Genomic DNA, 21,827 nt, shown 5'->3' with positions numbered 1-21,827 from the left:
TTTGACGCCGCGCCCGCTACAACCCGATTGCAAATTGCGCCTTCCCATTTCCCAAAAGCCCCGCTAGAGACATCGCCACAAGGCGGGCGGCTGACCCGCATCCGGGATTTCACGAGGGGCACTTCTTCCATGCTCGATCGCCGCAGTTTTATGAAACTCGCGCTGGCTGCCCAGGCTGCCGCAGCGCTTCCCGCGTTTGCCGGTACGCCCGCGCCCGGCCTTCGTTTCGGCGATCCGCAGCCGTTTTCCTTCGACTGGCTGAAGGCGCACGCGGAAGCACGGTCGAAAGCGCCTTATTCGCCGCCCCCGCGCCCCGATCCCGCGACCGTCGCCGCCATCGACTACGATGCGCACGGCAAGCTCAAATACAGACACGATTACGCGCTCTATGGCGACGGCCACGAGGCGGCCTTCCCGATCACGTTCCAGCATGTGGGCTACTACTTCCCGAAAACGGTGCGCATGCATGCGCTGGAGCCGAACGCGGGCGGCGCCCTTTCGCGCGAAATCATCTACGATCCGGCCTATTTCACCATAGCCGAGAGCAGCCCCGCCGCGCGCCTCGCGCCGACGCCGTCCTCCTTGGCGGGCTTCTGGGTGATGGAGCCGCGCGACGGCAAGGAAGACTGGAAGAAGGCGGAGCCGTGGGCGACCTTCCTCGGCGCGTCCTATTTCCGCGCGAAGGGCGAACTCGGACAGGTGGGCATGTCGGCTCGCGGCATCGCGTTGTCGCCCGGTGGCTCAGGGCACGAAGAATTCCCGGATTTCGTCTCCTTCTGGTTCATGCCGGCGCCGCCCGCCTCACGCACCGTCACGGTCTACGCCCTGCTCGACAGCCCGAGCGTGTCCGGCGCGTACAAGTTCGACCTGCATCGCACGAGCGGCGTGGTGATGGACATCGAACTCACGCTGTTCTTCCGCGAAGCCGTGGAGCGGCTGGGCCTCGCGCCGCTCACCTCCATGTTCTGGTATGGCGAAAAGGCAAAGCCCGCCGGGATCGACTGGCGGCCCGAGGTGCATGATTCCGACGGGCTTTCGCTGGCGACCGGGCAGGGCGAGCGCATCTGGCGACCGCTCAACAATCCGTCGCACATCACGATTTCAAGCTTCGCCGACGAGCACCCGCGCGGCTTCGGCCTGCTTCAGCGCGACCGCGTCTTCGACCATTATCAGGATGGCGTCGGCTATGAAAAGCGCCCGTCGACCTGGGTCGAGCCGAGAGGCAACGGCTGGGGCAAGGGCGCCGTCCAACTGGTGGAAATTCCGACCGACGACGAGATCAACGACAACATCGTCGCCTACTGGAACCCGGAGAAGCGGCCCGAACCCGGCGACCGCATCGACCTCGCCTACAGGCTGCATTGGCTCTCCGACGAGCCCTATCCGACGCCGCTCGCGCGCTGCGTCGCCACAAGGTTCGGGCGTGGCGGCGAACCCGGAACGGTCCGGCCTTACGGTGTGCGCAAGTTCACGGTCGAATTCCTTGGCGGCCCGCTCAAGGACTTGCCGAGCGGCGTGAAGCCGGAGGTTGTGGCCTGGGCGTCGCGCGGCAATGTCCGCTCGTCGGTCGCGGAGGCCGTCCCGGACGATGTGCCGGGGCACTGGCGCGCGCATTTCGACCTCAGCGTCGATGGCCGCGAGCCGGTCGAACTCCGCCTTTACCTGCGGGCCGAGGAAAAGGTGTTGAGCGAGACCTGGCTCTATCAATACCATCCCTTCGTGACGGATGCCCGGCCACTGGGCTACTGAGAGCCTTGAGGCGCGGGCGTCGACGCGATCCCCGCCGCGCTGTTTCAAGCGCGTGCTGCCCGTGGTGGTCGTGTCTGACGCCGCTTCTCCGGTCGGCGCCCTTCGCGCGTCCGCAGGTCCGATGGAGCGCGCCCTCGGACTTCTTTCCAAGACAAGATCGGAGCGTGGCGTTCGACGCGCGTTCCCTGATGGGTGCAAAATCTCTTGCATGCGTTCATTGCCTCGGGAACATCATTTCATACTAACCGTTTACCTTAGCCGAACGGCCGTAAGTTTTGCCTCTCTTTCGCCGCACCTTGCCGTCGTTCTGAACTCCAAGCTTCGCCACCGTGTTAAGCGCAGGAAACGTCTTCTGTTGTTCATGACAAGATGAGAGAGACGATTGACCGGCCCAAGGACGCTGCGAGCGGCAAGCCGTGTCGGGCGGGCCTGCCACCCTATGCAACTCTTGACGCCAATGGCTATTTCCTGGGCGCGAACGAGAGGTTCTGCGCCCTTGTCGGCCGCTCCGAGGCGGATCTGCTCCGGTTGCGCCTTTGCGATCTCGCCACGGGAGAGTTGGCGGAACCGGCCCCGCTCGGCGCGATCATCGAGCGAGGGCTCGAAACACGAACCCATCTCATGAACGGCGATGGTAGCGCGGTTCCGGTGACGGCAACGCTGACGCCCGTTTGCGGCGGCAAGGAACTCTGCTTTCATGTTCTGGTGCGGCCCGAAGCGAGCGTCGCCGAAAGCGAGACCGAGGATCGCCGTTGCCGCGCCGTCGTGGACGCCGTGCGGGGCGTCCTCTGGACGAACAACGCGGCAGGCGAGATGTGGGGCGATCAGCCCGGCTGGGCTGCTTTGACCGGCCAGCGCTTCGAAGACTATCAGGGATTCGGCTGGAAGCACGCGCTTCATCCCGACGATGTACAACCGACGCTCGACGCCTGGACAGCGGCGGTTTCGACAAAGAGCATGTTCGTTTTCGAGCATCGCGTCCGCCGCCCGGATGGGCAGTGGCGGCGCTATTCCGTCAGGGCGCTTCCGGTTCTCGACGATGCCGGGGACGTGTTCGAATGGGTCGGCATTCACACCGATATCACCGAACAACGCTCGGCGGAGCGGGCTTGGCTCGATCTGACCGCCAATCTGACGCAGCGCGCGCGGGCGGCGGACGAGGCCCGAGAGCGGACCTGGAACAACGCCCGCGACATGGTCCTCATCACCGACAGCGAGGGCATATTTCGAGCGGCAAACCCCGCGTGGACCGTCACGCTCGGCTGGCTGCCCGAGGAGATCGTCGGCAAGTCCATGCGCGACTTCCTGCACCCGGACGACGATTCGGCGGCGACGGGCGCGGCATTTTTTGCCCGTGACGGCTCCAAAGAGATCGAGGTTCGCTTTCGGCACAAGGACGGAAGCTATCGCTGGACTTCCTGGCTGATTGCCCCCGAGGGCGACCTCATGTACGCCAACGGTCGCGACGTCACCGCCGAGAAGGAGGTGGCGGAGGCGTTGGAGCGCTCCGAGGCTCGCATGCGGGCCATCTTTCACACGAGCTATCAATCGAAGTGCATCTCGGCGCTCGATGGCACGCTGCTCGATGCCAACTCCACTTCGCTCGCCGACATCCGCGCCGACACGGTCGACGGCCTCGTCGGGCGGGCGTTCTGGGACACGCCCTGGTTTTCCGAAACGCCGGGTATGGCGGAGTTTATCCGGTCTTCCTTCGCGGATGTCGTGAAAGGCGAGGCCGTTCGCCGCGAGATACTCCTGACCCTGCCGGGCGGCCCGCGCTGGTTCGATTTCACCATGCGGCCCATTCGCGGCCCGCGCGGGCAGGTTGTCTCGGTCGTCTCGGAAGCCGCAGACATCACGACCCGACGGCAGGCACAGGAGGCGCTTCTGCGAAGCCAGCGGCTCGAAGCCGTTGGCCAGATCACGGGCGGGATCGCGCACGACTTCAACAATCTGCTGACGCCCATCATGGGCGCGTTCGAGCTTCTTCAGCGCCGGATTTCCCCGGACGAGCGGCTTCATGCGCTGATCGCCAACGCAATGCAGTCGGCGGAAAGCGCCCGCGTTCTCGTTCAGCGGTTGCTTGCTTTCGCGCGCCGCCAGCATCTCGATGCGCGTGCGGTCGATCTGAAGAGCCTCGTTCTCGGCATGCGCGACCTCATCGCGCGCGCGCTTGGCTCGCATATCGTCGTTCACGTCGAAATTCCCGATGGTCTGCCCCGCGCGCGCGTCGATCCGAGCCAATTCGAGGTGGCGCTGCTGAATCTCGCGGTGAATGGGCGCGACGCGATGCCGGAAGGCGGCACGATCACAATTTCGGCTTCGGAGAAGACGGTCGACGAGGGGATGGTCGTGGACCTGGCACCCGGCCGTTACGTCGCGTTTGCGTTCGAGGATACCGGCGTAGGAATGACGCAGGAGATGCTCGCGCGCGCGGTGGAGCCGTTCTATTCGACGAAGGGTATCGGCAAGGGAACGGGGCTCGGCCTTTCCATGATCCATGGGCTTGCCGGGCAATCCGGCGGAAAGCTCGATCTTGAAAGCGAGCCCGGCCGAGGCACGCGCGCGATGCTGTGGCTTCCGGTGGCGGAAGCGGAGGAGGTCGTGGATAGCGCGCCCGACCCGGAACCGGCAGGCACCGAGCCGCTTGCCGTGCTTCTCACCGACGACAACGACTTTGCGCGCGGCGGCGCGGCGGCGATCCTGGAGGCCATGGGCCACACGGTCGTTCAGGCGGAAAGCGGCGCGTGCGCGCTCGACCATCTGGCAAATGGCTGCGCTTGCGATGTGCTGGTCACAGATCAGCGTATGCCGGAAATGCTTGGAACCGAACTCGTGCGGCGCGCGCGCGACTTGCGGCCAGGCTTGCCCGCTGTGCTGATTACCGGGTTTGCCCACGAAGAGGACGCGGAAGTTAACGCGCTTCCCCGTGTTTCGAAGCCTTTTCGCTTCGTGGAACTCAAGCGCGTCCTTGCCTCGGCGCTCGGCGACAAAGGCACCCCCCCGGAAGCCTGACCTCTACTGCACCTTTTGCGTGATCGCCCGACTGAGGGCTTGTGCAAGCGCGGCCACCGTATAGGGCTTGTCCACCACCGGGATATTCATGCCGGGCAGCTTGATGTCGTAACCGCTGCAAATGATGAAGGGCAGATTCTGCTGCAAAAGATAGGTTGCGATATCGCTCGACAGTTCACGGCCGAGGCGAACGTCCAGCATCACGCAATCGAGCGGCTGTTTGCGGTTGATCTCGGCAAGAGCCTGATCCACTGAAACGGCCACGCCCGTGACGCTACATCCGAGTTCTGCGAGCATCTCCTGCGCCACGAGCGCGGATAAGGCGTCGTCCTCTACGATCAGAACGCGCGCACCCGCGAGTTTTTGTTGCTCCATCATATCGATACGCTGTCTCCTACCCGCTTTCGGTGTCGTCGCTAGTGCGACAGCGCCGAAATACTTGATCTTGACGCTCGGTCTTTGGATGATGCAACCCTGCAACAATCGAGTCTACAACATTCCTGAAGCGCCGAAAAGTTTTGGCTCATATGCGCTTCAAGGTCGCGTGAAGAAGACCGGCGAACGGTCGGAATTACTCGCATGACGCGACCCATGGGCGGAATTGCGCGCCCAAGTTGCTGCTCCCCTCAGAACTTGCGCGCGACCACGAATTCCGCCGCGTCGGCAAGCATGGCATCGCGGCCCTTGAACGGCGCCAACGCGGCAAGCGCTTGCGCCTTCAAGTCCTGAAGCTTTGCATGCGCGGCTTCGAGGCCCAGCAACGAAACCAGCGTGCCCTTGCCTGCTTCCTGATCCTTGCCGGTCGCCTTTCCGACGACGGCGGCATCGCCTTCGGCGTCGAGCAGGTCGTCGGCTAGCTGGAAGGCAGCACCCAGCGCATCGCCGTAAGTTTTCAGCGCGGCAAGCTCTGCCTTGCCGGCTTCGCCGAGTATGCCGCCCGCGACGCAAGCGTAGGTGATCAGCGCGCCGGTCTTCATCGCCTGAAGCGTGCGGATGTCCGTCTCGCCGAGCGTCTTGCCGGGCGCCATCAGGTCGAGCATCTGTCCGCCAGCCATGCCGGCGCCGCCGCTGGCGCGCGCGAGTTCGAGGCCGAGGGCTGCACGCACGCCGGGGTTCGGATGCGTCGATCCGTGAGCGATGATTTCAAAGGCGACCGTGAGCAGCGTATCGCCCGCGAGGATTGCCGTTGCGTCGTCGAACGCCTTGTGTACGGTCGGGCGCCCGCGCCGCAAGTCGTCGTTGTCCATCGCGGGCAGATCGTCATGAACGAGCGAATAGCAATGAATGCACTCAAGCGCGCAGCCCGCGTTCAGCGCCTTTTCGACCGGCACGTCGAACAGCGCGGCGCTCTCGATGACAAGAAACGGCCGAAAGCGCTTGCCGCCGCCGAGCGTCCCGTAGCGCATGGCGTCGAGCAGCCTGTCCGGCACGGCACCAAGTTTCTCTGTGGAAAGCCATGCGTCGAGATGGCGTTCGACACGGCTTGCGTGGTCTTCGAGGCGTTCTGTAAAGGTCATGACAGGATTGGGATTTATTGTTGGATGCCGGGTATTTCTGCGGGCGCACCATGGACCAGATGAGTATGATCCTCAAGCCCGATTTGCGAGCTGCGTCATGACGGATTTAGCGCCAGAGACCTTCGAGCGGCCGACCGAGGCGACACGCCCGAGCGACGGCCAGGGTCCGGAGCACCGATCGAGATGGCGCGCGCTGCGCGTCGTTCTCATTGCGCTCGCGGTCTTTATCCTTGCACCTTATGTGCTGACGCTCGTCTACACGGTGCTCAATCCGCCGCTGTCGGCGCTGATGGCGAGGCAGGCGCTGCTGGGGCGCTCCGTTGCGCATGAGTGGCGCGATCTCGACGAGATTTCGCCGAACCTCATCGCGCAGGTGATCGTGTCGGAGGATGGCCGCTTCTGCCAGCATCATGGCGTCGACTGGCAGGCGCTCGACAAGGCGGTCGATGCGGTAAAAGCCGGGAAGCCGAAGGGTGGCGGCAGCACCATCACCATGCAGACGGCGAAAAATCTCTTTCTATGGAGCGATCCGGCGTGGCTCAGGAAGCCGTTTGAAATTCCCCTTGCGACCTTCATGGACGCGGTTCTCGGCAAGCGGCGGGTGATGGAGATTTATCTCAACATCGTCGAGTGGGCGCCGGGGGTGTATGGCGCTCAGGCGGCTGCGCGGCACCATTTCAAGATTTCGGCGGACGATCTCACGATGCAGCAGGCCGCGCAACTCGCCGCGGCGCTGCCGAACCCGAAACGGCGCAATGCGGGCAAGCCGGGTCCGCGCGTGGCGGCGCTTGCCAACAGGCTGCGCGTGCGCGCGGCGCGGGAGAGCGACGGCTCGTTCTGTGTGCTTGAGGAAGAATCGCCGGTCGAGGAAGAGGCAAGCCAGGAGTGACCGGCACGCCTCCAAGGCGACAGATCGCGCAGCGTGTCGGCACGCGCGGGCCTGAGCCCGTTTGCGATGGAACGCAAAAGGGCCATAGGCGAGAATAAGGGTGCTTATTGAGCGTCGCCTTCGCCGGGCTCGGGCGAGAAGTATTTCTCGAACTTTTCGGCTTCCTGCTGAAACTTCTCGTAGTCCGGCAGGGGCGTCTTCTTGACGGTGATGTTCGGCCAAAGCGCGGCGTATTCGCGGTTCACTTCGAGGAGCTTCTCAAGGCCCGGCTCGGTATCGGGCTTGATCGCGTCCACCGGGCATTCCGGTTCGCAGACGCCGCAATCGATGCATTCGTCGGGGTTGATCACCAGCATGGTCGCACCCTCGTAGAAGCAATCTACAGGGCAAACCTCGACGCAATCGGTGAATTTGCACTTGATGCAGGCATCCAGCACAACGTAGGTCATGGAACTTCTCCGAAGCCGAGCCGCTCGGCTTGTCCTTTGAAGCGTCTCGATAGCGCATTCGATAAAGGGAAACAAGCCGGGAGGTGATTGATCCGAATGGCCTTATGGCATTCGAAAAAATCACGCTGCCGGCCCGGTATTCCCGGAAACGAAACTTACCGCGAGTAGAATTCGACGACCAGATTCGGCTCCATGACCACCGGATAGGGAACATCCGACAGTTGCGGAATGCGCGAAAGCCGCGCGGTCAACTTGCCGTGGTCGACTTCGAGGTAATCCGGCACATCGCGCTCGTTGCTCTGGGTCGCCTCAAGAATGAAAGTGAGGCTCTTCGACTTCTCGCGCACTTCGATCACGTCGCCCGCGCGGCAGCGATAGCTCGGGATGTTGACGCGGCGGCCGTTGACGGAGATGTGGCCGTGGCTGATGAACTGGCGGGCGGCGAACGGCGTCGCGACGAACTTCGCGCGATATACGACGGCGTCGAGGCGGCGTTCGAGAAGGCCGATCAGGTTCTCCGAAGTGTCGCCGCGAAGGCGGGTCGCTTCGGCGTAGATCAGGCGGAACTGCCGTTCGGTGATGTTGCCGTAATAGCCCTTGAGCTTCTGCTTCGCCTTGAGCTGCGTGCCGAAGTCCGACGTCTTGCCGCGGCGGCGCTGACCGTGCTGGCCGGGGCCGTATTCGCGCTTGTTGAGCGGGCTCTTCGGGCGGCCCCAGAGGTTTTCGCCAAGGCGGCGGTCGATCTTGTGTTTCGCGGAAGCGCGCTTCGTCATGTCTGTGCTCCAGAATGAGGATGAATGTTGGAGCAGGCCCTTCCTTTGCAGGTTTCCCTGCCGACAGACGGCGCTTGAGCCGTCACGGGCATGCAAAAAAGGCGGCTGAAACGCCGCCTTCGGGCAGAGATAGCGCTTCGGATGGGGCGAGGCAAGCGCAAAACAATCGCAAGAAGCGATCACGACGGCGTCGAATGAAAGACAACGAGTGTGACCGACATCGGCCGCTGCCGCAAGCTCGGGCCTGACAAAGCCCCAACACGAAAAAGTCAAGCGAGCAAACTGGATTTAGAACAGGTTTCCGGGAAACCTTATAGGCGTAGCGCCGTTGACATAGGTCAATTTGAGGACAGAGCCACCCGTATGAGCGACCGCGATTTCGACGTCATCTTTGCTGGCGGTGGCCTTGCCGCCACGCTGGCAGCCTATCGTCTCCGCCAAATCCGGCCGGAGTTGTCCGTCCTCGTTCTGGAAGCCGATGAAAAACTCGGCGGGAACCACACCTGGTCGTTCCACACTACCGATATATCAGAGGATGCGTGGTCGTGGATTGCGCCCTTTGTCGCACATTCATGGTCGGAGCAGCAGGTTCGCTTCCCGAAACACACGCGCATGCTGAAATCGGGATACAATTCCATCTTCTCCGAAACGTTGCGCGACGCGGCTTATCCGGTTCTCAAGGACAGCGTGCGGTTTTCGGCGCGGGTCCTGAGCGTGTCGCCTCATCAGGTCGTCCTTTCGGGCGGGGAGGTGTTGCGCGCGCCATGTGTGATCGATGCGCGCGGCATCGGGCGCATCGATAACCTGACCATCGGCTATCAGAAGTTCCTCGGCCTGGTCGTCCGCTTCGAACGGCCGCACGATCAGCCCTATCCCATCATCATGGATGCGACGGTTCGCCAGCGTGACGGATATCGTTTCGTGTATACGCTGCCATTCACGGACGACACCATGCTGATCGAAGACACCTATTACAGCGACAACCCCGCCATCGATGCGCACACGCATCGGGAACTGTGCCTCGGCTATGCGCGAGAGCGCGGATGGAGGATTGCGGAGATCGTGCGCGAGGAGCGAGGCGTCTTGCCCATCGTGCTTGGCGGCGACGTGAACGACATTCTCGACAAGAACGCGGACGGTGTCCCCGCGCTCGGTCTTCGCGGCGGCTTTTTTCACCACACCACGAGCTATTCCTTTCCTTTCGCGGTGCGCTGCGCCGATGCTATCGCCGCCATGGATCATCTGACGAGCGAGTCGCTTCATCGCCTTACCCACAAATGGGCGCATCAGCACTGGGGCGAGCAGCGGTTTTTCCGCCTGCTGAACCGTATGCTGTTCTGGGCGGCAAAGCCGGAGACGCGCTACCGTGTGCTGCAACGCTTCTACGATCTGCACGAGCCGCTCATCGAGCGCTTTTACAGCTCAAGCCTTACTCTTGCGGATCAGGCCCGGATTCTTATAGGCTGGCCACCTGTGCCTATTCATAAAGCCGTAAGGGTTATGGGGGAAACCCGAGTTAACCCCATCCCTCAGCCTGTATCATCGCCAAGCTAACCGAGCTGAAAATATGGACCCGATCATCGCACTCAGCCACGAGCTTATCGAGAAAGGTTCCAAGAGCTTTGCCATGGCGGCGAAGCTCTTGCCGCGTGACGCGCGTTACGACTCAATGATGCTGTATGCGTGGTGCCGTCACTGCGACGATGTCATCGACGATCAGATCCTTGGTTTCAACCGGGAAACCGGCAGCGAAGAATCGCCGCAGGAGCGTCTCGAAGGGCTGCGCCGCGATACGGCCGCTGCGCTTGCCGGAACGGCGACCGAGCCTGTTTTCGTGGCGCTGGGTCGCGTGGCGCACAAGCATCACATCCCCGAGCGCCATCCGATGGAGCTGCTTCGCGGCTTCGAGATGGACGTGAACGAACGGGCTTACGAGACGCTCGAAGACACGCTCGACTATTGCTATCACGTCGCGGGCGTTGTCGGCGTGATGATGGCCATGATCATGGGCGTGCGCGACCGGCCGACGCTGAACCGCGCGTCCGATCTCGGCATCGCCTTCCAGCTCACGAATATCTGCCGCGACGTCGTGGAAGACGCGAAGGCCGGTCGCCTTTATCTCCCGCGCCAGTGGCTTCGCGAGGCGGGAGTTCCAGAGGATAAGGTCGCCGATCCGCAATATCGCCGCCAGGTCTATGAGGTGACGAAGCGTCTTCTGTGTGAGGCAGATCAATATTATCGCTCGGCCATGTTCGGCATGCAGCGGCTGCCACTTGGCGCGGCGGTCGGCATCGGCGCGGCGCGGCGCGTCTATCGCGATATCGGCAGGCTTGTCGCAAACAGGGGCGAGAACGCCTGGGACGGACGCGCCATCGTCGGCCCGATGCGCAAGCTCGCGGCGGCGCTATCGGGAGCGACGGCGGCGGTTCGCGCACATACGACGCTCAGGATCGGCTATGCACCTCCGCGCGATGGGCTGTGGACTGTGCCCGAGCTTGGCAAGCCGACGCGGCGGAACAGGCCGTTCGCCTTCCTGCGATAAGAGCGCGCCGCTTTTTCGATGTCACGTGCGGGCGGGGGCAACCTCGCCCGTTATTTTTTGCTTATCTAGCCTCTGCCGCCCACATTTCGCGGACGCGCCTCGCGTTACAGTTTTGGAACTGCTGCGCTCTGTGATGTCGCGCTCCGCTTTGCCGGCGAGGGTTTCACGCAAGCAGGTTGAAATATGGAATTTGCCGTACTCGGTCGCGGCGATGAAGAACGCCTCGAACAGCTCATCGCGATCTATCGCGTCTCCATCGCGCGCGCCGAGCAGAAGCCGGAATGGATGGTGCGGGCGATGTTGGGCGACTCAAGCCGTCGGCTTCTCGTGGCCATCGACAATGACCGCGTGATCGCGTTCGCCATCTGCTATTTCGCTCCGGACGACTCGTTCTGGCTCCTCGAATATCTCGCGGTGGATTCGAACGAGCGGTCGGGCGGCGTCGGTGGGAAGACCTATGCTGCGGCGCGCGCGCTGGCAGCCGAAGTGGCGCCCGGCGCGCCGTGTCTGCTCGAAGTCGACGCGCCCCCAACCGATGCACCCGATTCCGACGAGGCAAGGAGGCGCTTGAGCTTCTACCGGAGGTTTGGTTGTCGGCGGGTTGATGGGCTGATTTATGCGCTCCCCTTCGGGCTTCCCGGCGAGGTCCCACCCATGTGGCTCCTGGTCGACGGGTTGAAAGGGCAGGACGCTGTGTCGCCCGGCGTGGTGGCCACATGGCTGCGGGGGATTTACGCGGGCGTTTACGCGCAAAGCCCAAAACATTCGATGATCGGGGCTATGATGCAGCCGCTCGAAGGCAAGGAGGCAGTTCGCTTGACGGCGCTTTGACGCGCGCCGCTCTCGCGCGACTCATCAGTGTAGCGTCTTGCCTTCGGGGTTGAAGCGCTTGCCGTCCACCTTGCTGCGTTGAGCCGCGCGAAGGGGCGCGAGTTCCTGAAGCTTCTTCTTGAGGCGTTCGGGCGATGGCGCGAAGACGAAGCCGAACGATACGCAACCCGCCTTGCCGTCCACCGCATGGTGCAAGCGATGCGCCTGATACAGGCGGCGCAGATAGCCGCTCTTCGGATGGATGTTCACGCCGAGGCGGTGATGAACCAGCACGTCATGCGCGAGGAAATAGACAAAGCCGTAGGCCGTTACGCCCGCGCCGACGACCCAGGCCCATGTCGGGCCGCCGAACTGCACGCCCCAAGCGATCAGCGCGATGGCGATGCCCGCGAAGAAAATTCCGAACGCGTCGTTCAGCTCCCACGCGCCGGTTCTCGGCTCGTGGTGGCTCTTGTGCAGCACCCAGAGGAAGCCATGCATGACGTATTTGTGGAGGAACCAGGCGGTGCCCTCCATGAAGAAGAAAACGGCGAAGAACAATGCGATGTAAAATAGCCAGTCGCTCATCGATCCTCGCCGTTGTTTTATCCTAGGCGCTGACGACGAGCTTCCCCTGAAACTCCGGCATCAGCTCGGAAAATGCTTCTGCAAGACGCGAGGCGAACGCCGTGAAAAGACGCCCGTCGCTGCCGGCTGCCTGAGCCGCAGCAACCGCCGCGCCCACGCCGCCTTCGATCTTCGCGCGGCCGATTTCCGCCGCTTCCGTCACGCCGATCAGGCTTGGGAAAGTTGTACGCCCCGAGTCCTTGGACGTATCCTTGCCTGCGCGGTCGCTCGTCGCATGCGCGTCGAGCACATCATCTAAGATCTGGAATCCTACGCCGAGATCAAGACCGAATTTGCGCATTGCGGCGCGCGCGGCTTGATTATTCGCAACTATCGCGCCGCATTCGGCCGCGGCGGCGAACAGCGCGCCGGTTTTCTGCGCATACATGGTTTCGAGCTGCGCTTCGTTCATGGTCGCGCGGTAATCGGCGAGGTCGTCATGCTGACCGCGAACCAGCCCTTCGAGGCCGACCGACCATTCGAGCACGCCCACGGCGTCGGCGCGCTGCTCGGCTGAGAGCCTTGGTGAGGCGGCCGCGACGCCATAGGCGCGGTTCATCAGGCCGATCGAGGCGAGAATCGCCGTCGCCTCTCCGAAGACTCGGTGATTGGAAGGGATACCGCGCCGCGTGGCCGCGTTATCCATGCAGGGCAGATCGTCGAGGATCAGCGACGAGGTGTGGATCATCTCCACAGCGCAGGCGAGGTCGAGCGCATCGCTTTCACGGCCGCCGAGTTCGCGGGCGGCGACGAGCGTCAGAACGGCGCGGACGCGTTTCGCGGGGGCGAGAAGGCTATGCCGCAGCGAGCCCTGCAATGGATCGAGTCGCCCGTTCAACTCTACCAGTTCGGCAAGCCGCGACTCGATTTTCGCCCGCAGCATCATGTAAACGTCTAGCTGGCCGCCCATGTAAGATTCCCGTAGTGGTAACTTGACGATGGCTTGATGTTGGCCTCTATCTCTCCGATGCCCGTTGAAAGACTACGTAAAAACAGCTTGGCCATCAAAACGGTATGGCCTATGAGCCTTGGCTTGTAAACTGAACTTTACACACTGCGGCATTCGGGGCCAAGGTGTTCGGGGAGGTTGACACCCATGCCGAAAGCGTACTGGATCGCTCGCGTCGATGTGAAAGACGCTGACGCCTACACGGCCTATGTCACGGGCGCCGCTGACGCTTTCAAAGCTCACGGCGCGCGCTTCCTCGCCAGGGGAGGACGCTTTACCGCAGCGGAGGGCACCGCCCGCGCGCGTAATGTCGTCATCGAATTTCCGTCCTTCGAAGCGGCGGTGAATTGCTATAACTCGCCGGAATATCAGGCCGCCCGCGCGCAGCGGGACGGTTTTTCCGAAGGCGAGATCGTCATCGTCGAAGGCGTCGAACCGTAAGATCATAAGGGAACAGCCATGGACCAGATCGTCGCGAACACTGAAGCGCCCGCGCGCTCACGCGCGACTAGCGCCGAGACCGCTCTCGTCGTCGGCGCAGGATTCGGCGGCATCGCGGCGGCGCTCCGGCTCGCGGCCAAGGGCTATCGCGTGACGCTGATCGACCGGGGCCGCATGCTCGGCGGGCGCGCGCAGGTGTTCGAGAAGGACGGTTTCAAGCACGACGCCGGGCCGACGGTGATCACCGCGCCGTTTCTGATCGAGGAATTGTTCGAGCTGTTCGGCAAGAAGAGCGACGACTACCTCACGCTGAAGCCGCTCACGCCCTGGTATCGCTTCTTCTTCGATGAGGACGGCTCGACCTTCGATTACGGCGGCACGCTCGAAGAGACGCTCGCCGCGATGAACAGCCTCGATCCGCGCGACGGAGACGGTTATCTGCGCATGCTGAAGCACTCGAAGCAGCTCTTCGACGCGGGCTTCACCAATCTCGCGGACCAGCCGTTCCACAACCCCTTCATCATGTTCGGCCAGATCCCTCGCCTCGTGCAGCTCGGCAGCTACCGCACGGTGTGGGATTTCGTGACGAAATATTTCCACAGCCCGAAGCTTCGGCAGGCGCTATCGATCCAGCCGCTGCTCGTCGGCGGCAGCCCGTTCAGCACCACGAGCATTTACGGGCTGATCCACTATCTGGAACGCAAGTGGGGCGTGTTCTATGCCGAGGGCGGCACGGGCGCGATTGTCGCGGCGCTGGGCAAGCTGATGGAAGAGGAGGGCGTCGACATTCGCCTCGGCGAAACGGTGTCTTCGGTCGTCATCGAGAACGGGACCGCCAAGGGCGTCCGCCTCGTCAACGGCGATACGGTCTCCGCCGACATCGTGGTGTCGGACGTGGACCCGATGCATCTGTTCGGCGACATGATCCCCAACAGCGAAATTGGGCTTTCCGCGCGCCTCAAGCGCAAGACCGCGCGGCTCTCGATGGGCCTGTTCGTTCTCTATTTCGGCACCGACCGGCAATATCCCGACGTCGCGCGCCACACGATCTGGCTCGGCAAGCGCTACAAGGGGCTGCTCGACGACATCTTCAACAGGAAGGTGCTCGCGGACGATTTCTCGCTCTACGTGCACCGCCCTACGGCGACAGACCCGACCTTCGCGCCGGACGGCTGCGACGCGTTCTATGCGCTGTGCCCGGTGCCCAACCTCAAGGGCGACATCGACTGGAGCGTTGAGGGGCCGAAACTGCGCGACCGCATCGTGGCGGGCCTCGAACGCACGATCCTGCCGGGGCTTTCGGAGACGATCCGCGCCGAGATGGTCATGACGCCGCGCGACTTCAAACACGGCTATCTCAGCCACGAGGGCGCTGGCTTCTCGATCGCGCCGCACTTCACGCAGTCTGCCTATTTCCGGTTCCATAACAAGGCGGAAGGCATCAGGAATCTGTTCCTCACCGGGGCGGGCACGCATCCGGGCGCGGGCATTCCCGGCGTGATCTGTTCGGCGAAGGTGATCGACAAACTCGTTCCGCAGGCGCGGTCTTGAGGGGTTTTGAGCCGCCGCCTGCTTCATATGCGCGAACGGCGGGTCTTCCGTCATGGGAAAGCCCGCCTGTTCCTGATTCGTCTTACCCGAACCGGGTCTCGACCGCCGTCACGTTTCACCAGAAGAAAGGTGCCATGGTGGCGGGATGCGCGACGTGCAACGCCCGCTGTGCCCTGTATTTCCGGTGATGGCGCTTGTGCGAGCGGTGAAGATGGCGATGCTTCCGGTAAAGCCGTTTCGCGTGACGCTTGCCGGAGCGCTTGGACCACTTCTTCTTCTTCGCCTTATTCACCTTGGCTTTCTTCGCGGCGGCAGGCTTCGCTGCGGCCGCGCTCGCGGGTTTCGCATCCTTGGCCGCTACTGCGGGGTTCGTGGACGCGAGCGGCTTCTTGTCCTCAGCCTTCGTCGCGGCTTTCACGTCGGGCTGCTTCTCCGCAGGCTTTGCCACGGGCGTGACTTCAGCCGTGGCCTCGGCAGGCTTCACGGCGGCGGCTTGCGTGGGAGCGGCCTTTTCGGCCACGGCCTTCAGGGCTGCCTTCGGGTTCTGTGTTTGCAAAGCGCCGCCGTTCTGCGTCGCGCTTGCCCCATCCTGCTTCGATTTGGAAGGATCGGCGGAATAGCTCACGCTCGCGATCATGGCAAAGGCCGCGATACCAACTGGTACAAAAAACAACAACTTTTTCATCGAGTCACCGGAGTTGGGGTTGAGAAACGGCGTCCGTCGCCGGATGCGGCGGACGCCGCCGGCCACCGGGCACGCTTCCCCTTCCCCCCGGACAGGAGTGCGCTCCCAGCTTGGTCTTGAGCTAAAAAGAAAATTTGCGAAGCCTACAAGCCTCGACTATCAACGCGGGTGGCTTTTGCACATGCGAATGGACAGGACGGAAAAGCATGACCCCGCGATTGAGAAAACTGATCGGCGTTACCGTTTTCGTCGCCGGATCCTTGCTCTACTTCCTGTTCACCATCTCCATCGCGCTCGCGCGCCTGCCCGGCACGGAGCTTTGGCGGCACCTGCTGTTTTACCTGGTTATCACGCTGATCTGGCTTGTATGGGCCGGCATCCTCGTCAAGTGGATGCTGAAACCCCGCCCAGGCGAGGCCGGACAAAAGAAGAGGGCCGCCTGAGCAGCCCTCTCAATCGACGTCAGTAGCAGTAATTCATCGCGTAGTTCGTGCAATAGGCGGGGCCGTAGCCCTCGTTGATGCAGTTCCAGTAGCAACTGTCGTACAGGCCATACGCACCAAGCCCGATCACCGGCGCGGCGTACCAGAACCAGCGCCCATTGCGCCAGTATCCGCGACGGTTATGCCGCCAGCGTTTCGCGTAAGCTGGGTGCTTGCCGCCCGCGAACGGGGGCCTCCCACGGTAATACGGCTTGCCGAAAGGCGAGCGATACGCCTTGCCGGAGAAATTGGGCCTTCCATACGACCTGAAGCGGCCGGACTGTCCCCTGAAGGCTCTGCCGGATGGCATTCCCCGGAACATGGGCGCGGAGCCGCCATGCGACCGGAACCCACCGCGAAATCCACCGCCTCCGCGAAACCCGCCGCCTCCGCGAAATCCGCCGCCGCCGCGAAAGTGGCCGCCGCCTCCCTGTCCGCGCCCGCGGATCAGGGTAAGCGTACTCACTCCATGCTTCGCGATCGCCTTTTGTACGCCGCTTTCGATCGTTGCGGCAGACGCGCCGCCCGCGCACAGGCCGACGGCGGCAATCGCGGCGATAATCGTTACTCTCAACATCATGGCAGTCCCTTCTTTCGTCCCGGAATATCCGGCGCCCCGATCATCGGGCATTGAAGCGCGACGGGGGACCAAGAAAACGCACGGCATGGCCGTTTGCTGCATGTGAACACTGGAGAATATAGCCTGCAAAGGCGCCGCTTCTAAAGATTTTCGTCACAAACTGTAACTCGCGACGGATCGGGACGCTGTTTCACACAAAAAGGGCACCCTGATCCGCCGCCGTTCTGCCGGTGACGGAAAGGTGTCTTGCCCGAAATATCCGGTTTGAAAAATTTACGGTCGAATAGAGAGTTTGCACAGCGTGTGCGCAGAGTAATTTCACAATATTTTCGTCATTATTGAGAGAAAAATGCGAATATATAAGGCGAGTACAAACGTTTAATCGGAAGCCGGCGAATGAATATCTCAGCTTAATGGAACTGTTATTGGCCAAGCCATAGGATGAGTTGCAGCCTGGAGGCTGCCCATATCTGAAATCCTGTAGAGGATAAAATGAAGAAACTCGTCGTTGCTATCGCAGCCCTCTCGGCTGCAACTTTCGCTTCCGGCAGCGCCTTTGCGCTTCCGCTCGCAACAACTGGCGTCGACGCCTCCGCTTCCAGCGCCATTGTGAAGGTTGGCTGCCACAAGAGGCGCGTTGTCACAACCACCACCTGCACCACCTGCTGCACCAGGACGACGACCTATGTGAGGGTTGTGAACCCGTGCGGCTGCGGCTGCGGCGGCGGCGGCGGCGGCCTGTTCGGCGTCGGCTTCCTCTTCTTCTAGCCGAAATGCACGGGCAACTGCAAAAAGGGGAGGCGCAAGCCTCCCTCGGACTACTGACAAAGCTCTCGCCTTGGCGGGAGCTTTTTGATCAGTGGGTCATGCTGAAGAAGCCGATTCCACCCTCTGCGCAAGATGGAAGCGGCGGCCGAGTTCTCCTTCATCCGCGACCGGGTTGCGGGCTTTACAACGACAAGACCCATCTGAAGGCGAGCGCCAACAGAACTGAAGCCCCGGCTATGATTGGTTCGGCGCGGTGCTGTTACGGCATTGGCTCGTTGCGGTCGCGCTGGTTCTCGCCGGACAATGTGTCGAAGAGATCGGTCAGACGCCGCGAATAGATGATGGTCAGACCCACGAATATCGTGACCGCGACCAGCACGGCGAGGAAATATTCGATCCTGAAATACATCGACTCTTCGGCATAGGCGATCAGATTTATCCCGAGGAAGCCTGTCACGATGGTGCCGACGAGGCCGACCGTCGTCACTACCGTAAGCCGGTGCATCGAGGCGTTCTGCTTTCGCAGCGCGTTGCTGTCGAGATACTTCACCAGATCGAAGAGTTCGCTCCGGACCTCGGCAAAAAGCGCGTCGATGGCGAGATGTTTGCGCAGCATGCGGAACAGGTCGCGGACATGCGCACGGCCGGAAAGCTCGGTGAAGAAATAGCGTTGCGAGAAGCGCAGGAAGTTCTCCTGCAACAAGAGCGTCTCGTCGCGGAAAGCAATGCGCGAGTCGGGTTTCGACGGATCGAGCCGCTTCAGCGTCGCCACGAGCTGATCCGAAATCATCAGGAGCGATGCCTTGTGGAAGTGGGCGACGAGAAACAGCCGGAAATACTGATGCCGGAACTGGCTCAACAGCCCGCGCTGGTCGTCCGTCAGGCTCGGATTGCTGCCCGCCGAGACGATGGCGAAGGCTTCGCCGGACGTGAGAAAGCGCGTTTCGAGTTCCGGCGCGTCGAGGCCGCCCGAATACATGCGGTCGTAGACGTGATTGGCCTCGAACTTCTGCACGAAGCGCTTCGAATAGGGCATGATGCCGGTCTTCGATGGCCGCGTGGCGAGCGTCAGCGCGATATAGTCGCGCTTTGTCAGCACGTCGAGCGATTGCAGCGTGATGTATGTCATCACCGGCATGCGGTAATATTCGATCTCGCGGAACCGCAGCCGCCCCGCATCGCTCGACGCGGCGTTCACGATCGGCGACAGCACGAATTCCCAATGACGGGCGATGCAAGGCGAGCGGCGGCGGCCGACGAAGTCGATATAGCGCTCGCGATCCTCATAATCCGACGCGCACAGCACGGCGCCGCTTTCATCGAGCCATTCGACCCTCGCGGCGCAGTGAACGGGCTGGCCGTCCTTCGTCCAGCCTGCCGGATAGGCTCGCCCGAAGGTTTGCGTAATGCCCTGCGCGATTTCGAGCGGAATATTTTCGGCCCCGATTTCGCACACGAGAATGGCCGTGTTCACCTCGTAGAAGAAATACAGGTCGATATGCGAAACGTCGCAGACCACAGGCGTTGCGCCGCGCTCCGTCGTTATGCGCACCTTCTTGATGTCGCTGCGCCGATAGACGTTCATCGGCAGGTCGCCGGGGTTCTTGCGCGCGGCATCCGGCGCGTCGCCATACAGAAAGCGCTGCGCATGCGGCAGGAACGAAATGAACTCGCGATAATGGCGCTCTTCGAAATGATCGCCGCCGAACGGACCCGCGGACCGCCACGGCGTGTCCTCGCATTCCTTGTCGAACAACGCGCCGCAACCTCCGAATCCGCTTTTTTCGCCCGAGGTGACGATCTGAAGCGGCCAGAGCACGATTTCGCGGAAATGGTGCGCTATGCGCGCGGGAGGCGTTTTCGCTTCCTCTGGAAGCATCACCTTTTCTTGCATGCAAACCTGCGGCCTTCCTGAATCTCGCGACAAGCTAACTCAGATTCAGGACAGTTTCACGAAACGAACGCGAGACAATTCGAAATAGTCGCAAGGTTGGCATCGCAGGCGCGAAGGCGGGGGGATTTCTAAACGGTTTTCTCAGCCCCCGCCGCTTAGGATCGCGACAGGTCGCGGCTTTCGGCAATGGAGGCGAAGGCCACGCGGGCTGAAGCGGAGTCGATTGAGGGCGTCGACGGATCGCGAGCATCACTTCATACGTTCTTGAAGGGCCGTGGCGGATCTCGCCCGGCGGTCAGCCGCGAGGAAGACGCAATGCCGTGGAGCCATCTCGATTACCTGCCGGTATCAAGCACGCTGTACATCGTATTGATGGCGGCCCTGTTCGTGCTCGGCGTCCTCATCAAGGTCGGCCTGATCCGCTACGTCTACACCCGTCTCGGCATCTCGCCGCTGTCGGCGATCCTCTTGCTCCTGGCGAGCCTCGCCGGGTCTTACGTCAACGTTCCGCTCGCCCATTTCCCAGACGAGACGGTGGTGGTCGTTCACCAATATGTCGACTTTTTCGGCATGGAAGTCGAACTGCCGAGGCAAGTCGACTGGCCCGGAACGATCATCGCCATCAACATCGGCGGCGCTGTCATTCCGATCCTGCTCTCCCTCTATCTCCTGACGACGAACAGGATCTGGCTGCCCAGCATCGCCGCGACAGCCGTCGTCAGCGCCGTGTGCTACATGGTGGCCGAGCCGGTGCCCGGCGCCGGCATCATGATCCCGATCTTCATTCCGCCGCTGTTCGCCTGCGCGGCGGCCCTGATCGTCGCGTGGAACAAGGCGCCCGCCGTCGCCTATGTGAGCGGAAGTCTCGGCACGCTGATCGGCGCCGACCTTCTCAACCTCGACGAGATCCGCAAGATCGGGACGCCGGTGGCGTCCATCGGCGGCGCGGGGACGTTCGACGGGATCTTCGTGACGGGAATCTTCGCCGTTATCCTTGCGACGCTCGTTGGCGCGATCAGCGAGCGGCGGGCCGCGCAACGGGTGTAAGCCGCGGCGCGCGTTCGTCACATCGCCCCGTAACGCTTGACGAGTTCCCGCTCGACTTCGTCGCTCATGACACCGCCGCGTTGCCGAATGAAGCTCTCGATATGGCTGTCACGGTGCAGCAACCTTGCGACGCCGCGCGCCGCGCTTCGCACGGTCTTGGCGACATCGATGCGGTGGTGCCGGCCCTTGCCCGGAAGGGCGTGAAGATCGATTGCGCCGACGGTCCTGACCATTTGGGCGCTCCTTTTCCTTCGAGATTAAAGGAAAGTGTACGCCCATCGGCATGGAGCGGCAATGCGTGGCGCTTCAGGGTTGGCATGCGCAGGCTGCATGACGTCGCGAATGCACGTATCGCTTGCGTCGCCATCAGTGCGCGGAATTCCGCCACCCGCCGAAGGCTACGCGCCTGCGCTATTCGATCATCGTCAGCTTCGCGCCGTTCAGCTCGAAGCCTGAGAGTTGCTTGATGAAGCTCATGCCGAGGAGGTTCTGGGCCATGCGGCCGGGTTCGGCCACAACGGCCTGAACGTCGCGCACGGTGATATCGCCGATGCGCACCTGATCGAGCGTCACCGACGCCACACGCGCCACCCCGTTTGCGGTGGTGGACCTGCCGTTGAACCGCAAGGACTGCGGCTGAAGACCGAGCTTCTGCGCCGTCTCATACGACAGCGCGACATAGGTCGCGCCCGTGTCCGTCATGAATTCGACCTGCTGGCCGCGAATCGTCGCAAAGGCATGAAAATGGCCGTAATCGTTCGCGCTCAACACCACTTTTCGCGCCGTCGAGGCCTGATCGGTCTGGCCCGCGTTGATCGTTCCGCGCAACGGCAGCGTCGAGGCGGAAAGCACGCGCGTGTTGAAGCGCGACACGCCCGGCGAGGTCTGCTCGAAGCTGAAAACATGCGAAAACCCGGCGTCGGCGGCCGCCTGCCGGACGCGCTCGTAAAGCGGCTCGAAGGAGTGGAACGTGGCATAGGCGCCAGCCAGTGCAATCGCCCAGACGAACATTTCCTTTGCGATCAAACGCTGAAACGACCGGCTTTCCATCGGCGGCTA

22 protein-coding genes are annotated in these 21,827 nt (G+C 62.4%); 11 read left to right on the top strand and 11 right to left on the bottom strand.

Translation table 11 applies throughout. The features are described 5' to 3' along the window. Positions 1 to 129: 129 nt before the first annotated feature. Both KKP04_RS07915 and KKP04_RS07910 read left to right on the top strand, forming a co-directional pair. Positions 130 to 1,749, top strand: a complete 1,620-nt coding sequence (locus tag KKP04_RS07915; RefSeq protein WP_215028908.1) for a glucan biosynthesis protein — start codon at positions 130 to 132, stop codon at positions 1,747 to 1,749. A gap of 369 nt (positions 1,750 to 2,118) precedes the next feature. Then, the gene (locus KKP04_RS07910; RefSeq protein ID WP_215028905.1) at positions 2,119 to 4,764 is read left to right on the top strand and encodes a PAS domain-containing protein; all 2,646 of its coding nucleotides are present in this window, start codon (positions 2,119 to 2,121) and stop codon (positions 4,762 to 4,764) included. 3 nt (positions 4,765 to 4,767) lie between these two features. On the opposite strand, the gene KKP04_RS07905 is transcribed toward KKP04_RS07910, so the two are convergent. After that, positions 4,768 to 5,142, bottom strand: a complete 375-nt coding sequence (locus tag KKP04_RS07905; RefSeq protein WP_215028902.1) for a response regulator — start codon at positions 5,140 to 5,142, stop codon at positions 4,768 to 4,770. Between the two features lie 248 nt (positions 5,143 to 5,390). After that, positions 5,391 to 6,281 carry a polyprenyl synthetase family protein gene (locus tag KKP04_RS07900; protein WP_215028899.1) on the bottom strand — a complete coding sequence of 297 codons (891 nt, stop codon included), beginning with the start codon at positions 6,279 to 6,281 and terminating at the stop codon, positions 5,391 to 5,393. A gap of 97 nt (positions 6,282 to 6,378) precedes the next feature. Between KKP04_RS07900 and mtgA the strand changes: the two genes are divergently transcribed. Beyond that, positions 6,379 to 7,170, top strand: coding sequence for a monofunctional biosynthetic peptidoglycan transglycosylase (gene mtgA, locus KKP04_RS07895; RefSeq protein WP_215028896.1), 792 nt, complete (start codon positions 6,379 to 6,381; stop codon positions 7,168 to 7,170). Positions 7,171 to 7,274: 104 nt separating this feature from the next. Here the strand turns inward: mtgA and fdxA are convergent, their stop codons facing one another. Both fdxA and rpsD read right to left on the bottom strand, forming a co-directional pair. Beyond that, positions 7,275 to 7,619 carry a ferredoxin FdxA gene (gene fdxA, locus KKP04_RS07890; RefSeq protein WP_215028893.1) on the bottom strand — a complete coding sequence of 115 codons (345 nt, stop codon included), beginning with the start codon at positions 7,617 to 7,619 and terminating at the stop codon, positions 7,275 to 7,277. A gap of 155 nt (positions 7,620 to 7,774) precedes the next feature. Next, a complete protein-coding gene (rpsD, locus tag KKP04_RS07885) occupies positions 7,775 to 8,392 on the bottom strand; it encodes a 30S ribosomal protein S4 (RefSeq protein WP_215028890.1) in 618 nt (205 codons plus the stop codon). Between the two features lie 363 nt (positions 8,393 to 8,755). Between rpsD and crtY the strand changes: the two genes are divergently transcribed. The 3 genes from crtY to KKP04_RS07870 all read left to right on the top strand — a co-directional run bounded on the left by crtY (position 8,756) and on the right by KKP04_RS07870 (position 11,765). Beyond that, positions 8,756 to 9,946, top strand: a complete 1,191-nt coding sequence (gene crtY / locus KKP04_RS07880) for a lycopene beta-cyclase CrtY (RefSeq protein WP_215028875.1) — start codon at positions 8,756 to 8,758, stop codon at positions 9,944 to 9,946. 13 nt (positions 9,947 to 9,959) lie between these two features. Then, positions 9,960 to 10,934 carry a phytoene/squalene synthase family protein gene (locus KKP04_RS07875; protein WP_215028872.1) on the top strand — a complete coding sequence of 325 codons (975 nt, stop codon included), beginning with the start codon at positions 9,960 to 9,962 and terminating at the stop codon, positions 10,932 to 10,934. Positions 10,935 to 11,117: 183 nt separating this feature from the next. Further along, positions 11,118 to 11,765, top strand: coding sequence for a GNAT family N-acetyltransferase (locus KKP04_RS07870; RefSeq protein ID WP_215028870.1), 648 nt, complete (start codon positions 11,118 to 11,120; stop codon positions 11,763 to 11,765). Positions 11,766 to 11,789: 24 nt separating this feature from the next. Here the strand turns inward: KKP04_RS07870 and KKP04_RS07865 are convergent, their stop codons facing one another. After that, on the bottom strand, positions 11,790 to 12,332 hold the full coding sequence (locus KKP04_RS07865; RefSeq protein ID WP_215028867.1) for a sterol desaturase family protein: 543 nt from the start codon (positions 12,330 to 12,332) through the stop codon (positions 11,790 to 11,792). Positions 12,333 to 12,354: 22 nt separating this feature from the next. After that, positions 12,355 to 13,281 carry a polyprenyl synthetase family protein gene (locus KKP04_RS07860; protein ID WP_215028864.1) on the bottom strand — a complete coding sequence of 309 codons (927 nt, stop codon included), beginning with the start codon at positions 13,279 to 13,281 and terminating at the stop codon, positions 12,355 to 12,357. Positions 13,282 to 13,467: 186 nt separating this feature from the next. Here KKP04_RS07860 and KKP04_RS07855 point away from each other — a divergent pair, with 186 nt between their 5' ends. Further along, positions 13,468 to 13,761: a DUF1330 domain-containing protein gene (locus tag KKP04_RS07855; protein WP_215028861.1), complete on the top strand. Its 294-nt coding sequence runs from the start codon at positions 13,468 to 13,470 to the stop codon at positions 13,759 to 13,761. Positions 13,762 to 13,779: 18 nt separating this feature from the next. Then, complete coding sequence (gene crtI / locus KKP04_RS07850; protein WP_251133973.1) at positions 13,780 to 15,312, top strand: phytoene desaturase family protein; 1,533 nt, start codon at positions 13,780 to 13,782, stop codon at positions 15,310 to 15,312. A 115-nt stretch (positions 15,313 to 15,427) separates the two neighbouring features. Here the strand turns inward: crtI and KKP04_RS07845 are convergent, their stop codons facing one another. Continuing rightward, a complete protein-coding gene (locus KKP04_RS07845; RefSeq protein WP_215028858.1) occupies positions 15,428 to 15,985 on the bottom strand; it encodes a hypothetical protein in 558 nt (185 codons plus the stop codon). A gap of 218 nt (positions 15,986 to 16,203) precedes the next feature. Between KKP04_RS07845 and KKP04_RS07840 the strand changes: the two genes are divergently transcribed. Further along, a complete protein-coding gene (locus tag KKP04_RS07840) occupies positions 16,204 to 16,440 on the top strand; it encodes a DUF2842 domain-containing protein (RefSeq protein WP_215028855.1) in 237 nt (78 codons plus the stop codon). A 19-nt stretch (positions 16,441 to 16,459) separates the two neighbouring features. Here the strand turns inward: KKP04_RS07840 and KKP04_RS07835 are convergent, their stop codons facing one another. Beyond that, positions 16,460 to 17,059 carry a hypothetical protein gene (locus tag KKP04_RS07835; RefSeq protein ID WP_215028852.1) on the bottom strand — a complete coding sequence of 200 codons (600 nt, stop codon included), beginning with the start codon at positions 17,057 to 17,059 and terminating at the stop codon, positions 16,460 to 16,462. 492 nt (positions 17,060 to 17,551) lie between these two features. Between KKP04_RS07835 and KKP04_RS07830 the strand changes: the two genes are divergently transcribed. After that, positions 17,552 to 17,827 carry a hypothetical protein gene (locus KKP04_RS07830; RefSeq protein WP_215028849.1) on the top strand — a complete coding sequence of 92 codons (276 nt, stop codon included), beginning with the start codon at positions 17,552 to 17,554 and terminating at the stop codon, positions 17,825 to 17,827. 259 nt (positions 17,828 to 18,086) lie between these two features. Here KKP04_RS07830 and KKP04_RS07825 read toward each other — a convergent pair whose 3' ends face one another. Beyond that, a complete protein-coding gene (locus KKP04_RS07825) occupies positions 18,087 to 19,706 on the bottom strand; it encodes a CorA family divalent cation transporter (protein ID WP_215028846.1) in 1,620 nt (539 codons plus the stop codon). Between the two features lie 330 nt (positions 19,707 to 20,036). On the opposite strand from KKP04_RS07825, the gene KKP04_RS07820 reads away from it, so the two are divergent. After that, positions 20,037 to 20,768 (top strand): DUF1614 domain-containing protein, encoded by a 732-nt coding sequence (locus tag KKP04_RS07820; RefSeq protein ID WP_215028843.1) that lies wholly within the window; start codon positions 20,037 to 20,039, stop codon positions 20,766 to 20,768. Between the two features lie 17 nt (positions 20,769 to 20,785). Here KKP04_RS07820 and KKP04_RS07815 read toward each other — a convergent pair whose 3' ends face one another. Both KKP04_RS07815 and KKP04_RS07810 read right to left on the bottom strand, forming a co-directional pair. After that, a complete protein-coding gene (locus tag KKP04_RS07815) occupies positions 20,786 to 21,001 on the bottom strand; it encodes a hypothetical protein (RefSeq protein ID WP_215028840.1) in 216 nt (71 codons plus the stop codon). Positions 21,002 to 21,179: 178 nt separating this feature from the next. After that, entirely contained in the window at positions 21,180 to 21,818 is a 639-nt protein-coding gene (locus KKP04_RS07810) for a TIGR02281 family clan AA aspartic protease (protein ID WP_215028837.1), read from the bottom strand. Between the last annotated feature and the right edge of the window lie 9 nt (positions 21,819 to 21,827).

Origin of the sequence: Rhodomicrobium sp. Az07, from assembly GCF_018619475.1 — a bacterium.
In the GTDB taxonomy this organism is placed as follows: domain Bacteria; phylum Pseudomonadota; class Alphaproteobacteria; order Rhizobiales; family Rhodomicrobiaceae; genus Rhodomicrobium.
Note: the sequence above shows the minus strand (reverse complement) of the source record. Positions and strands in the feature narration are given on the sequence as shown.

Excerpts from the sequence above, each read along its gene's own strand:
- KKP04_RS07815 (WP_215028840.1), bottom strand. The coding sequence starts at position 21,001 with ATGGTCAGGACCGTCGGCGCAATCGATCTTCACGCCCTTCCGGGCAAG.
- KKP04_RS07910 (WP_215028905.1), top strand. The coding sequence starts at position 2,119 with ATGAGAGAGACGATTGACCGGCCCAAGGACGCTGCGAGCGGCAAGCCG.
- fdxA (WP_215028893.1), bottom strand. The coding sequence starts at position 7,619 with ATGACCTACGTTGTGCTGGATGCCTGCATCAAGTGCAAATTCACCGAT.
- mtgA (WP_215028896.1), top strand. The coding sequence starts at position 6,379 with ATGACGGATTTAGCGCCAGAGACCTTCGAGCGGCCGACCGAGGCGACA.
- KKP04_RS07870 (WP_215028870.1), top strand. The coding sequence starts at position 11,118 with ATGGAATTTGCCGTACTCGGTCGCGGCGATGAAGAACGCCTCGAACAG.
- KKP04_RS07875 (WP_215028872.1), top strand. The coding sequence starts at position 9,960 with ATGGACCCGATCATCGCACTCAGCCACGAGCTTATCGAGAAAGGTTCC.
- KKP04_RS07825 (WP_215028846.1), bottom strand. The coding sequence starts at position 19,706 with ATGCTTCCAGAGGAAGCGAAAACGCCTCCCGCGCGCATAGCGCACCAT.
- KKP04_RS07855 (WP_215028861.1), top strand. The coding sequence starts at position 13,468 with ATGCCGAAAGCGTACTGGATCGCTCGCGTCGATGTGAAAGACGCTGAC.
- crtI (WP_251133973.1), top strand. The coding sequence starts at position 13,780 with ATGGACCAGATCGTCGCGAACACTGAAGCGCCCGCGCGCTCACGCGCG.
- KKP04_RS07840 (WP_215028855.1), top strand. The coding sequence starts at position 16,204 with ATGACCCCGCGATTGAGAAAACTGATCGGCGTTACCGTTTTCGTCGCC.
- KKP04_RS07865 (WP_215028867.1), bottom strand. The coding sequence starts at position 12,332 with ATGAGCGACTGGCTATTTTACATCGCATTGTTCTTCGCCGTTTTCTTC.
- KKP04_RS07835 (WP_215028852.1), bottom strand. The coding sequence starts at position 17,059 with ATGATGTTGAGAGTAACGATTATCGCCGCGATTGCCGCCGTCGGCCTG.
- KKP04_RS07810 (WP_215028837.1), bottom strand. The coding sequence starts at position 21,818 with ATGGAAAGCCGGTCGTTTCAGCGTTTGATCGCAAAGGAAATGTTCGTC.
- KKP04_RS07905 (WP_215028902.1), bottom strand. The coding sequence starts at position 5,142 with ATGATGGAGCAACAAAAACTCGCGGGTGCGCGCGTTCTGATCGTAGAG.
- KKP04_RS07860 (WP_215028864.1), bottom strand. The coding sequence starts at position 13,281 with ATGGGCGGCCAGCTAGACGTTTACATGATGCTGCGGGCGAAAATCGAG.
- KKP04_RS07830 (WP_215028849.1), top strand. The coding sequence starts at position 17,552 with ATGAAGAAACTCGTCGTTGCTATCGCAGCCCTCTCGGCTGCAACTTTC.
- KKP04_RS07820 (WP_215028843.1), top strand. The coding sequence starts at position 20,037 with ATGCCGTGGAGCCATCTCGATTACCTGCCGGTATCAAGCACGCTGTAC.
- crtY (WP_215028875.1), top strand. The coding sequence starts at position 8,756 with ATGAGCGACCGCGATTTCGACGTCATCTTTGCTGGCGGTGGCCTTGCC.
- KKP04_RS07915 (WP_215028908.1), top strand. The coding sequence starts at position 130 with ATGCTCGATCGCCGCAGTTTTATGAAACTCGCGCTGGCTGCCCAGGCT.
- KKP04_RS07900 (WP_215028899.1), bottom strand. The coding sequence starts at position 6,281 with ATGACCTTTACAGAACGCCTCGAAGACCACGCAAGCCGTGTCGAACGC.
- rpsD (WP_215028890.1), bottom strand. The coding sequence starts at position 8,392 with ATGACGAAGCGCGCTTCCGCGAAACACAAGATCGACCGCCGCCTTGGC.